This is a genomic window from Pseudomonas sp. TMW22091 (genome assembly GCF_022496705.1).
Classification (GTDB): domain Bacteria; phylum Pseudomonadota; class Gammaproteobacteria; order Pseudomonadales; family Pseudomonadaceae; genus Aquipseudomonas; species Aquipseudomonas saxonica.
On record NZ_SCFI01000004.1, the window covers coordinates 136,433 to 148,274 of the forward strand.

An 11,842-nucleotide genomic window follows, 5' to 3' on the forward strand; every position below is an offset into this window, starting at 1 on the left:
CCCTGTTGACTCACCCCCTTAAATAAAAACAACAAGAGTTGGAGTGCCCCATGAATTTCAAACGCACCTTGCTGCTCGCTGCACTGCCGCTGGCTTTTTGCCTCAGTGGCGTGGCTCAGGCCGAAATCAAAATCAAATTTGCCGAGGTTCACCCAACCGGCTACCCGCCTGTTCAGGCTGAGCAAGAGATGGGCAAAAAACTGCAAGAGCAGAGCAACGGTGATATCAGCTTCAAGATGTTTGCTGGTGGCGTACTGGGCTCCGAAAAAGAAGTGGTCGAGCAGCTTCAATCAGGCGCGGTGCAAATGACCCGCGTGAGCCTGGGCATCCTGGGGCCTGTTGTTCCTGAAACCAACGCGTTCAACCTGCCGTTTGTATTCCGTGATCAAGCCCACATGCGCAAGATCATCGACGGCGAAATCGGTCAGGAGATGCTGGATAAAATCACTAACTCGGACTTCAACATGGTCGCGTTGGCGTGGATGGATGGTGGCACGCGCAATCTGTATACCAAGAAACCTGTGCGCGAAATGGCTGACCTCAAAGGGATGAAAATCCGCGTTCAAGGCAACCCGGTGTTTATCGACACCATTAACGACATGGGCGGTAACGGCATCGCCATGGCCACGGGCGAGATTTTCAGCGCCTTGCAGACCGGCGTGATTGATGGCGCTGAAAACAACCCGCCGACCTACCTCGAACACAACCACTATCAGAATGCCAAGTACTTCACCTGGACCGATCACCTGATCCTTCCGGAGCCCATCGTGATCGCCAAAACCACCTGGCAAAAGCTCAGCCCCGAGCAGCAAGCCCTGGTGCAAAAACTGGCCCGCGAAGCGCAGATGGAAGAGCGTGTGATATGGGACAAAAAGTCCGCCGACAGTGAAACCAAACTCAAGGCCTCAGGGGTTGAGTTCATCACCCTTACCCCAGAACAGAAAAAAGCGTTCTACGACGCCACCCAGCCGGTACGCGACAAATACGGTGCCGCTTACAAAGACCTGATTGCCCGCATTGAAGCCGTCCAATAAGTCAGTTCGATAACGCCGCGGTGGCGGGCTCTGGCCCGTTTGCCGCCGCAGTGGTGAGCACATGAAAAATACCGTACTGCGCTTCAACGACTTGCTGTACAGGGTCTGTATCGGGATCGCCGGTTTGTCGGTGCTGACCATGACCCTGATTATTCCCTGGGGCATTTTTGCCCGTTATGTGCTCGGCAGTGGCTCCAGTTGGCCCGAGCCAACGGCCATTTTGTTAATGGTGGTGTTTACCTTCTTCGGCGCCGCCGCCAGTTATCGTGCGGGGGCCCATATGGCGGTGTCGATGGCCGTCGATCGCATGCCTGCCATGCTGCGCAAACAGGCTGCGGTACTGGTCCAGATCCTGATGGTCATCGTCTGCCTGTTCATGACCGTCAAGGGCTTCAAGCTGTGCATGACCACCTGGAATCAATTTCTGGGCGAAATGCCGGATTTGCGGGTCGGCATTTCTTATCTGCCCATCCCCTTGGGCGGCATTGTTACGCTGATCTTCGTCCTGGAGAAACTCGTGCTGGGTGACCAAAGCCATCGCCGCGCCGTGCGGTTCGACATCGTTGAAGCCAGCGAAGAGGCCGTTTAAATGGACGCTTTTGTATTGTTGGGCAGCTTTATTGCTTTGATTCTTATCGGCATGCCCGTTGCTTACGCCTTGGGCCTGTCTGCACTGGTGGGTGCCTGGTGGATTGACATACCGTTCGATGCACTGATGATTCAGGTCGCCGGTGGCGTCAACAAATTTTCCCTGCTGGCGATTCCCTTTTTCGTGCTTGCCGGCGCGATTATGGCCGAGGGCGGTATGTCGCGCCGGCTCGTGGCCTTCGCTGGAGTGCTGGTGGGCTTTGTTCGGGGTGGTCTGTCACTGGTCAACATTGTGGCGTCGACCTTCTTCGGTGCAATTTCCGGTTCATCGGTAGCCGACACAGCTTCCGTCGGCTCGGTACTGATTCCGGAAATGGAGCGGGCCGGCTATCCCCGTGAGTTCTCCACAGCGGTCACGGTCAGCGGCTCGGTACAAGCCCTGCTCACACCGCCCAGCCACAACTCAGTGCTTTACTCGCTCGCGGCTGGCGGCACGGTGTCGATCGCGTCGCTGTTTATGGCCGGGATCATGCCGGGCCTGCTGCTCAGCGCGGTGATGATGGGCCTGTGCATGATTTTTGCGCGTAAACGCAACTATCCCAAGGGCGAAGTGATTCCGCTTCGCCAGGCGCTGAAAATCGCCGGTGAAGCCATGTGGGGCATGATGGCGATGGTCATCATTCTCGGCGGGATTCTGAGCGGCATTTTTACCGCTACCGAGTCAGCGGCGGTTGCGGTGGTATGGTCGTTCTTTGTCACCATGTTCATCTACCGCGACTACAAATGGCGCGACTTGCCCAAACTGATGCACCGGGCAGTCAGAACCATTTCAATCGTGATGATTCTGATCGGTTTTGCAGCCAGCTTCGGTTACATCCTGACGCTGATGGAAATCCCGATGAAGATCACCACTGCGTTCTTGACGCTGTCGGATAACCGTTACGTGATCCTGATGTGCATCAACGTCATGTTGCTGCTGCTGGGCACCGTGATGGACATGGCGCCACTGATCCTGATCCTGACACCGATTCTGCTGCCAGTGATCGTGGGTATCGGTGTAGACCCGGTGCACTTCGGCATGATCATGTTGGTGAATCTGGGTATCGGCTTGATTACGCCGCCTGTGGGCGCGGTGCTGTTTGTGGGCGCGGCCGTGGGCAAAGTCACGATCGAGAACACTGTAAAGGCCCTGCTGCCGTTCTATATCGCCCTTTTTCTGGTGCTGATGCTGGTGACCTACGTTCCGGCCATCTCGCTGTGGCTGCCAAGTATGGTGTTGTAAGGCGCATCCTTACCTGTAGCCGCTGCCGCAGGCTGCGATGGGTTGCGAAGCGACCCGCTTTCGAGATTCACTCGCCCCTTATCGCAGCCTGCGGCAGCGGCTACAGGTAGCTTTTTCCAGCCAAGGAGGCTGGTTGCTTATGTCTGCTCCTGCTTTATTTCCCCGTCATATTGCGGTGCTGATTCTGGTGCTGCTGGCCTGTGCTTTCGCTGGCAACCATATTGCCGCCCGCATCGCGTTCGACCACGACACCGGTCTGCTTCTGGCTATCCTGTGCCGTGCCGGTGTGACCTTGCTGGTGCTCACCAGTCTGGTGCTGTGGCAACGCGAACGGCCTCGCCTGACACCCGCCAACTGGCGCTGGCAACTCCTGCTGGGACTGCTGATTGCGGCACAGAGTTTCTTTATTTATTCGGCAGTGGCGCGGATTCCCGTGGCACTGGCCTTGCTGATCGCCAACGTGGCACCGATCCTGCTGGTATTGCTGACTTGGGCATTGGGCGGCGCTGCTCCCACCCGACGTGCCGCTCTGCTGATGGGCATGATCATGCTAGGTCTGGTCTTTGCCCTTGATGTGCCTGAGCGCCTGTCCAGCCAAGGCACCACTGAAGCGCAATGGCTTGAAGGTATCGCCTTTGGCTTCGCTGCGGCCACTGTGTTTGCCTGCGCGCTGTGGATCACCGATCACAAACTTTCCAGTCTGCGCGGTACCGTACGCAGCATGCTGACGATGTTGATTGTCTTCAGCGCTGCGGCAGTGGCCGGGTTTAGCGGCGTGTTGCCCGGCGGCGTATCCCTGCCGAGTTCGTCCACCGGCTGGACCGCCCTCGCCTTTCTGGTGGCGCTGTATGGGCTAGGCTTTTGTTTGCTGTTTATCTGCGTAACCCGCCTGGACATGGCCCGCAACGCACCAGTGATGAACGTGGAGCCAGTGGCGAGCCTGCTGTTTGGTTGGTTGATCCTGGATCAACTGCTTAGCAGCGGTCAGATTATCGGCGGGCTGATTGTGGTTGCAGGCATTGTGATGCTGACCTGGCGACGTGCCACAGATTGATCTGACACTTTTTACGGTAGCGTCTCATGACCCCACACCTATTGACCCTTGAAGACGGCATGACACGTCTGATCCTTGCTCCATCTATAGGCGGCAGTATTCTTGACTGGCGCCTAATTGCCAGCAACCAGCCCTTATTGCGCAACAGCCGTGCCGATGCATTGGCCAGCGGCTCAGCCAACCAGTTGGCATGCTATCCGCTGGTGCCATGGTCTAACCGGGTAGGCGGTGGCGGTTTCAATGGCCCTGACCACTGGTTTGCGCTGGCGCCTAACAGCCCGCCCGGGCCGCTGCCGATCCATGGCAGCGCCTGGCAGCAAGCCTGGGCCGTAAAAGAACACAGTTCCCGGCATGCCTGCCTGCAACTCGACAGCACGATCCCGTTCGCCTATAGCGCACAACTCATCTACACCCTGCGAGATGGGCAATTGAACATCGAGTTGAAGGTGACCCATCAAGACAAACATGCCGCCTGGCATGGCTTGGGGTTGCACCCCTACCTGCCGCGCACCGCGAACACCCGCTTACAGGCGAAAACCGCGAAGGTGTGGCTGTGCGATTCCCAAGGGTTGCCCACGGACTGCGTGCCCCTACCGGCCGAATGGGACTTTAATCAAGGCAATTCACTGCCCCAGTCACGGCTGGACAACTGTTTTACCGAATGGGACGGCCATGCGCGGATTATCCAGCCGGACTTGGGCTACACGCTGGAATGCCAGGCAAGCGGCACCGAGTACTGCCTGGTGTATTGCCCACCGGGGGAAGACTTTTTCTGTTTCGAGCCCGTCACTCACCCCGTCAACGCCCACCACCTGCCCGGTCATCCGGGCCTGACGTTGCTGCACAAGGGGCAAACGATGGGAGTCAGCTGCAAGCTTGTCGCTAAAACCTTGAACACAGACCAATAACCGAAGGAATTAACGCGTGGGCTGTTACGCGGTGTTTTGCATCAGGTCGCCAAAGGGCACTGTCATATAGCCAAACTGGCGTCTTATCACCCGTAATGGGTGTTCGTACTCGGCACCGCCGAAGGCCATCCTCTCTCAAAGGCTTACGGTGCGCATGTTGCCAATTTTTTCGCCAATTTAATTGTCGGAACTTTCTTCATGATTCACTTGAACACTGGCCGTCATCCCCGCGCTCAAAACACTCCCCTCGGGAATTTGTTCAATTTTGATTCTCACCGGGATCCGTTGTGCCAAGCGCACCCAGTTAAAGGTGGGTTCAACCTGCGCCAACAATTGCGGATCGGGATTGGTATTGGAGTCCGTGATGCCGCGACTGAAGCTTTGCACATGCCCGTGCATAGGTTCGTTGGCACTCATGAGCCAGATAGTCACTGGATCACCGACTTTTACCCTGGGCAGTTTTGTCTCCTCAAAATAGGCTTGAACGTAGAAAGTCGAGTCGTCCACCAGAGCCATGATGGGCTGTCCGGCAGTCACGTAGTTTCCCTGCGCTAACTGCAAATTAGTGATGTACCCGCTTCGCGGTGCCCTCATCACACACCGGGCCAGATTGATCTCGGCCAGTCGCACATCAGCCAGCGCTTCATCGAGCTCGCCTTGCGCGACTTTTGCATTGAATTTTGCGTTCTCCAGCAATTCAGCACTGATAGCTCCCGATCCGAGCGTAATCCGGCGCTGTGCTTCGTGCTCACTTTGCTTGAGTTTTTGCTGTCGGGTTTCAGCTACAGCACGCGCACTCTGCAACGCGGCTTCAAAACGCTCAGGGTCAATCGTCAGTAACACATCCCCTGCGTTTACCGCTTGGTTGTCCACAACATTCAGTGTCTCTACCCAACCCGACACGTCGGGTGCGAGCGTGATGATATCCGCACGGATACGCGCATCACGCGTCCACGGCGACAACATGTAGTAACGCCACAGTTCATATCCCGCGAACACGGCGACCAGCACCAACGCCAGGGTCACTACAACCCGCATTAACATGCGCATGAGTTATTCCTTTTCATAACGGGCCTAACCCTTTGGTGACTAGCGTCAAGACACAAACGTAAATGGCGACATCGAATAGCGCTTCGTGCCAGATCCATCTATGCCAACCTGTTAATTGCAGTAACGCCCGTAAACCAGCCGTGATCAGCAAGGCGAGCAACATATAAAACAAAAACGGGCTAAGCAGCACTCCGCCCAATGACCACTCACGCAATCCCATTATCCGCCTCCTGGCTGACACACCAGCGTTGCCAACTCTGTTGAAGTTGCAGGACTGCCCCTCGCGCGAGGCGCAAGTCGCTACTTTGCGGATACTGATCCAATGCTCGCAGCATCGTTTCAGACGCCGAATCAAGAGCACTGGCTCGCCCGCTCGCAGGCGGGTCTTTCAGCACGTCGGCTACGCGACTGAGAAACATCCGGTCAGCCCCTTCCATCGAGATCTTTGACTTGGAGAGACATTTGCGCAGGTGAATCAACTCATCACCGATATCCAGCCCATGCATGTCAGCTTCAATGCGCAGACGTTCAGCACTGGATAAGTCTTTATCCAACTGAGCAAACTGCAGCAGACGGTCAGCCATGCGTCCTCCGAACCAGGTTTCGGCATTGGCAAGGTCACGATAGGTCAATTGCACCAGATCCTGGCGGGTTGAATTGAGCAATCGCCGGCTTTTCCAGAGCGGGTAACGAAACACCAATAATTTGAATGCCAGCACAGCGGCGAATACACCTACCGCAATTGCCATCGCGTTATTGAGGAACGCCCCCACGCTGTAGGTCATGTGATTGCTTACTGATATCAAGACTATGAAATGCAGGCAAAACGAGGTGGCTGTGCCTGCGATTTTTGGATTGGCCATGCCCAGTGCACCGAAAAACAACGGCACACCCATCGCCAGGCAGAGCATGGCAAAGCTGCTCCATTGCGGCAGAATGAACTGCCCCACAAATAAGGCGGCCGGCACTGCCAGGCACACACCCCGTAAAAAACTCATGCCTATTTGAGCGCCGTTTTCTTTGCTTGCAAACAACCCGCAGACCACACAGGTCAGCAACATTCCGCTAATCGCTGCTGGCCAGGCGGTCGCCAGCCAAAGACAGGCCATCGCGAGAAAAGCCAAGGCACTGCGCGTGCCAAACAAGATGGCCGATACCCCGTCACGCTGCACAGCAAGGCTGACTGTTGAAGCAGTGCTTCGGCCCTCCTCCACATCACGAAGCGCCAGATGGCTGGCCATGGTGTTATCCAGAACCAGCGCCATACGTGCCAGACAGGATCGTTCGACGCCTGTGTTTTGCGGATCGCTGGACTTCTCCCAAAACTGGTGTCTCAACACCTCAATGTCAGATGGGTGTGGATCCGACAGCGCTTGCCCAACCGCCTCCAAACTGGGCGCCAGGGCATGCATTTGCTTTTCATCCAACTGTAGCCATTGCCTGCGCACTGAACGACAAAGTCGTAGCAGCATCAATAATGACTGTACCAGTGCTCCGATAGCCCGGGCACGCTGACGTCCAGTATGACCTTCAAACCATGCGTGCTCGCGTTGGGCGTCTGCTGCGATGATCCCGGAAAGCAGCTCAAGTAGATCGTTACGAGCGGAGTCTGCGCCGAACAGGCTGGCCTGTGCTGCCTGAGTGCCACGCTTGCTGATATCGCGCGCTTGCTGGGTCAGGGCGAGCTCCACCTTCGAGGGCCATAACAAGGCACTGGTGAGCGTTGCGCAGATGATTCCCAGACTGATCTCCGTACACCGGGCGACGGCTTGATCAAACACCCCCAACGGATGGTTTAACGCCGGCAACGCAATGATCGCGACGGTATAACCTGCCAATACCCACGAGTAAGAGAACGCGCTGCGTAACATCGTAGAAACAGCGGTCGTCAAACCGAGCCAAAGCGCCAAGCTCAGGAGAAAAAGCCATGGCGCCTGAGCCGCTATGCTCATGAACACCACTGACATGATGGTCCCCACAAGGGTACCCAGCAATCGAGCGAGCCCCTTTTGCAGCACCATGCCCGAAAGGGGTTGGGCGACAATAAAAGCGGTCATCAGCGCCCATGACGGTTGCTCGAGCCCCCACCGCATGGCCAGCCACAAAGCTAGGCCACCGCCAATCAGTGTTTTGATGGAAAACTGTACGGCAGCCATGCCAGGCGCAAAAAGCGCCCTGAAAGTCGTGCCCAAAAAAACCACCTTAAGCAAAGATCAGCAGACAAAATAGCTACCTTGCGTAGCCATTTTGCCTGCTGATCATGTGAGATGTTGCGAGGCTGCTCGTTGCCTCTCTCGTGGAGAAACAACGAACGAGCCAGACGTTATGACTGACGTCTGCGCCGTGCCCACCAAATCAACAGCAGGATCACCACGATAACGCCAACAGCGATCGCGCCCTGGGCCAATGCAGCCAAGTGCGAGGTCGGACCGCCTGCGCGGACCTCCTTGACCTTGGCTGCGCTGACGCTGACGTCGGGGTTGCCAAAGTGTGTGGTCAGGTAGTTGGTGAGTGTAGCTACTTGTTGATCGCTCAAGGTGTGGGCAAAGCCCTCCATTCGGATGTCCTGGCCATCAGCGCCACGCTTGACGCCCTCCAGAATCACCATCAGCAAGTTGTCGGGGTTGCTGCGCCCAACGGCGGTGTTATGAAACAACGAAGGCAGGCCGCCTTCAAAACTGCCCTGGCCCCGGTCTTGGTGACACGTGCCGCAATAGGCCTCGTAAAGTTGTGCACCGGTCATTTTGTCGCCATCCGCCGGCAAGGAGACCCCACGGATACTGGCCAGGTCGTCATAAGGCTGCCCCAACGCGTATACCGGTTTGCTGTCTGCCGGGTTGTGCCGAGCCGGCACGGCTTTGAGGTAGGCGGCAATGGCTTTCAGGTCGCCCTCCTCAAGGTACTGAAGACTATGATCTACCGCTTCGGCCATCGGTCCGGCAGCCTGCGCCTTACCCAGGGTTTCACCGGTTTTCAGGTAGGCGACCAGCTCGGAACTGTCCCAGCCACCTATACCACTGTTGAGGTCAGACGTTATGTTCGGTGCATGCCAGGTACCGACGTCACCGCCCGCCAATTCTTTTGATGACTCTTCAGCCATCAGCAAGTTGCGCGGGGTGTGGCAAGTGCCGCAGTGGGTCAGCCCCTGTACTAGATAGGCACCACGGTTCCACTCGGTATTCTGCGACTCATTGGGTACGAACACCTTATCGTCGAGAAAGAGCAAATTCCACGCCGCCATCGAGAAACGAATGTTGAACGGGAATGGCAAGTCGGTCGCTTTTGTTGGTGTGTCCACCGGCTCCACGGCGTTCATGAAGTAGGCGTACATGTCCTTGATGTCTTGGTCGCTGACTTTGGCGTAAGCGGTGTAAGGCATGGCCGGGTACAAATGTTTGCCATCTGCGCGAATACCTTTGCGCAGGGCGTCACTGAATTGCTCCAACGTGTAGTTGCCGATGCCGGCGGTTTTTGAGGGGGTGATGTTGGTCGCGATGATATCGCCAATCGGTGTAGGCAGCTCCAGGCCGCCCGCAAACGGCTTGCCGCCGGGTAAGCTGTGGCACGCAACGCAGTCACCCGCAGTGGACAGGTATTGGCCGCGTTTGATCTGCGCGTCGTCTGCCGCACTGACGTTTAGCGCTACTAACATTAAGGTAGTCAGCGAGGTGGTTTTCCAGTTCATGGTTCACGCCCGCCCTTGTTCAGTGGCAGACGCGGACGACCAAACTCGAGCAATGACCCGGTCCGGCAAGATGTGTTGCGCCGTGCGCAGGGTCAGTGCCGCGGCGGTCAGGGTCGAGTTCATGGTGGCTGAGGTCGGCATGATCCCGGTGCTGCAAATGAACAGGTTGTCGTGATCGTGGGTTCGGCCGTAGCTATCGCAAACCGAGGTTTTTGGGTCGATCCCCATGCTCATGGTGCCAGTGATGTGCTGGTTGTTGGCAAAGCTGCCTTCGGCGCTGTAGCGCAGGTTAGTACCGCCCATCAGCTGTGCAATGCGGGTGAAGTCTTTGTGCGACTCCATGGCGCCTTTGCGGGTGTATTCGTGAATGGCGTAGTTGACCTTGGGCTTGGGCAGGCCAAGTTTGTCTTTCTGATCGCTCAGACTGATGCGGTTCTCAGGGTTTGGCAGTACTTCCAGCACGTCCTTGAGGCTCATTTCAAAACCCGCACGGTGACGCAGCTGCTTTTCGAACTCTGCACCGTAGACGCCGTTGGCAATCAGTGCGTCTGTGGCGCTGTTGACCCTGGAAATATTGGTGAAGTCCAGCCGATACGGAGCGTGCTCCTTTCGGAACTCACCGTCGCGCATGGTATTGATTGAGCTTGGGCTTTGCGGCCCGCGACCCAGCCATAACTCTTCATCGGCATCGAAGGTGATGGATGTACTCGGATGGTCCATCAGGTTACGACCTACCATGCCGGAGCTGTTAGCCAAGCCGTTGGGATATTTAGCGCTGGCCGACATCAGCAACAATTTCGGACTTTCAATGCCATTGGCGGCAAGGATGAACGTCTTGCCGGTGACCCGATGAGATTGCTTGTCCGGATCATAGTAATGCACGGCAACGATATGGCCTTTGTCATCATGCTCGATGCGATAGACCACAGCGTTTATCTGCAGCTTGGCACCCGCGTCAATTGCTGTCTGAATGGCAATGCCACCGTGGTATTGCGCATCAATGGGGCAAATCGGCTGACAACTGTTATTGCCACAGCAGGCTGGACGCCCATCGTAGGGGCGGCTGTTGCGCCCGGTGGTGTTGCCCACCACCGCGTAGGTTGGCGCCAGTCGCTCACGGATGCGCCGCATGGCATAAGGCTCGGTGACGGGTTCCATCGGGAACGGTTTGCTGCGCGGCGAGCCGGTGTTATCGGCTCCCGATACGCCCCAGATCTCTTCCGCCTCCTGGTAGAACGGGTCTAGTTCTTCGTAGGTAATGGGCCAGTCAACGCCCACGTCGTATAAGGTCTTGATCTGCATGTCACCCGGCACGACACGCCAGGCTTGGGCCGCCCAGTGCCATGTCGTGCCACCGACGCCACGAATATATTCTGCAGGGTATGGATAAGGCCCGCCTTGGATGAGGTAACCGTTATCAACCGGTTTATAGACCGGAAACGGTGCCCAGTCGTAGCAGGTGTAGGGCGACATCCAGTCACTCTTGCGCGTAGAGTTGCGAAATGCTGCGACAATCCGGCCTCGCTCAATCGGCCCGCCGGCTTCCAGAATCAGGACCGAAGCACCTTGTTTGAGCAGTTTGGTCGCAGCCATTGCACCGCAAATCCCGGAACCGATGATGACGATGTCCGCAGACAATTGATCAGACATTTTTCACCCCGGCGGTTGGATTACGTGCCCAGCTTCCGTAGGGACCGTAAGCATAGGTGGGGGGCTTCAGGACATCGGCGACGATTACTGCGTTGAGCGCATATTCGTAGGCCAGGCAGCGAGCCTTGACACCGCTGCCTACCACGCCCATGAACCAGGCCGTCGCTATCTGGCGTGGCACGCCAGCCAAAGGCGACTTTTCGTCATCCAGAATTTTCTGCATCTGTGCCGGGTCCAGATGACGCTCATTGACCAAGGCCAGCAAACCCTCAACGCCCTTGGCGAATGTGGGGTCATCCTCGATCAGTGCCTGATACAGGTTGGTTGCCAGAACCGTGTCCAGGCTTTGACGACCCGCGATAATCGCCGAGAGCGCCAAAAACGCGCCCTGCTCTTTGCTGTCGACCGGTGCCGCCAGTGCAAATGGAATCAAGGACGCGGTATAGGCCGTCAGCATCCCCTTAAGCAATGTCCGTCGGGTCGGTTTCAAGTCGTCTGGGCGCGTTACTTCATTCAAGCTATTCATGGTTTGTCCTGTAGTCACAGGTTATCGTTAGGGTATAGCGCTTTATGCAGTCATTCGTTGCCAAC

General features: G+C 56.7%; 11 protein-coding genes. 5 read left to right on the top strand and 6 right to left on the bottom strand.

Annotation, left to right across the window (positions count from 1 at the left end):
* Window positions 1-50 precede the first annotated feature (50 nt).
* The 5 genes from EQV93_RS09645 to EQV93_RS09665 all read left to right on the top strand — a co-directional run bounded on the left by EQV93_RS09645 (window position 51) and on the right by EQV93_RS09665 (window position 4,866).
* Window positions 51-1,034 (top strand): TRAP transporter substrate-binding protein, encoded by a 984-nt coding sequence (locus EQV93_RS09645; protein ID WP_122784546.1) that lies wholly within the window; start codon window positions 51-53, stop codon window positions 1,032-1,034.
* Between the two features lie 61 nt (window positions 1,035-1,095).
* Complete coding sequence (locus EQV93_RS09650) at window positions 1,096-1,623, top strand: TRAP transporter small permease (protein ID WP_240891456.1); 528 nt, start codon at window positions 1,096-1,098, stop codon at window positions 1,621-1,623.
* On the top strand, window positions 1,624-2,904 hold the full coding sequence (locus EQV93_RS09655; protein WP_122784544.1) for a TRAP transporter large permease: 1,281 nt from the start codon (window positions 1,624-1,626) through the stop codon (window positions 2,902-2,904).
* Window positions 2,905-3,043: 139 nt separating this feature from the next.
* Window positions 3,044-3,958, top strand: coding sequence for an EamA family transporter (locus tag EQV93_RS09660; RefSeq protein WP_122784543.1), 915 nt, complete (start codon window positions 3,044-3,046; stop codon window positions 3,956-3,958).
* Window positions 3,959-3,984: 26 nt separating this feature from the next.
* Window positions 3,985-4,866: an aldose 1-epimerase gene (locus tag EQV93_RS09665; protein WP_240891457.1), complete on the top strand. Its 882-nt coding sequence runs from the start codon at window positions 3,985-3,987 to the stop codon at window positions 4,864-4,866.
* 177 nt (window positions 4,867-5,043) lie between these two features.
* On the opposite strand, the gene EQV93_RS09670 is transcribed toward EQV93_RS09665, so the two are convergent.
* The 6 genes from EQV93_RS09670 to EQV93_RS09695 form a co-directional block, all read right to left on the bottom strand.
* On the bottom strand, window positions 5,044-5,916 hold the full coding sequence (locus EQV93_RS09670; RefSeq protein WP_122784541.1) for an efflux RND transporter periplasmic adaptor subunit: 873 nt from the start codon (window positions 5,914-5,916) through the stop codon (window positions 5,044-5,046).
* A 13-nt stretch (window positions 5,917-5,929) separates the two neighbouring features.
* Window positions 5,930-6,136, bottom strand: coding sequence for a DUF1656 domain-containing protein (locus EQV93_RS09675; protein ID WP_146383773.1), 207 nt, complete (start codon window positions 6,134-6,136; stop codon window positions 5,930-5,932).
* Window positions 6,123-8,108 carry an FUSC family protein gene (locus EQV93_RS09680; protein ID WP_240891458.1) on the bottom strand — a complete coding sequence of 662 codons (1,986 nt, stop codon included), beginning with the start codon at window positions 8,106-8,108 and terminating at the stop codon, window positions 6,123-6,125. The genes EQV93_RS09675 and EQV93_RS09680 overlap by 14 nt, the downstream gene beginning before the upstream one ends.
* 131 nt (window positions 8,109-8,239) lie before the next feature.
* Complete coding sequence (locus EQV93_RS09685; protein ID WP_240891459.1) at window positions 8,240-9,601, bottom strand: cytochrome c; 1,362 nt, start codon at window positions 9,599-9,601, stop codon at window positions 8,240-8,242.
* 3 nt (window positions 9,602-9,604) lie between these two features.
* Complete coding sequence (locus EQV93_RS09690; RefSeq protein WP_146383776.1) at window positions 9,605-11,251, bottom strand: GMC family oxidoreductase; 1,647 nt, start codon at window positions 11,249-11,251, stop codon at window positions 9,605-9,607.
* Window positions 11,244-11,777 (bottom strand): sugar dehydrogenase complex small subunit, encoded by a 534-nt coding sequence (locus tag EQV93_RS09695; RefSeq protein ID WP_122784536.1) that lies wholly within the window; start codon window positions 11,775-11,777, stop codon window positions 11,244-11,246. Before EQV93_RS09695 ends, EQV93_RS09690 begins: the two co-directional genes overlap by 8 nt.
* Window positions 11,778-11,842 lie beyond the last annotated feature (65 nt).

Coding starts and splice junctions, on each gene's coding strand:
- EQV93_RS09675 (WP_146383773.1), bottom strand. CDS start 6,136: ATGGGATTGCGTGAGTGGTCATTGGGCGGAGTGCTGCTTAGCCCGTTT.
- EQV93_RS09685 (WP_240891459.1), bottom strand. CDS start 9,601: ATGAACTGGAAAACCACCTCGCTGACTACCTTAATGTTAGTAGCGCTA.
- EQV93_RS09670 (WP_122784541.1), bottom strand. CDS start 5,916: ATGCGCATGTTAATGCGGGTTGTAGTGACCCTGGCGTTGGTGCTGGTC.
- EQV93_RS09655 (WP_122784544.1), top strand. CDS start 1,624: ATGGACGCTTTTGTATTGTTGGGCAGCTTTATTGCTTTGATTCTTATC.
- EQV93_RS09690 (WP_146383776.1), bottom strand. CDS start 11,251: ATGTCTGATCAATTGTCTGCGGACATCGTCATCATCGGTTCCGGGATT.
- EQV93_RS09695 (WP_122784536.1), bottom strand. CDS start 11,777: ATGAATAGCTTGAATGAAGTAACGCGCCCAGACGACTTGAAACCGACC.
- EQV93_RS09645 (WP_122784546.1), top strand. CDS start 51: ATGAATTTCAAACGCACCTTGCTGCTCGCTGCACTGCCGCTGGCTTTT.
- EQV93_RS09650 (WP_240891456.1), top strand. CDS start 1,096: ATGAAAAATACCGTACTGCGCTTCAACGACTTGCTGTACAGGGTCTGT.
- EQV93_RS09660 (WP_122784543.1), top strand. CDS start 3,044: ATGTCTGCTCCTGCTTTATTTCCCCGTCATATTGCGGTGCTGATTCTG.
- EQV93_RS09665 (WP_240891457.1), top strand. CDS start 3,985: ATGACCCCACACCTATTGACCCTTGAAGACGGCATGACACGTCTGATC.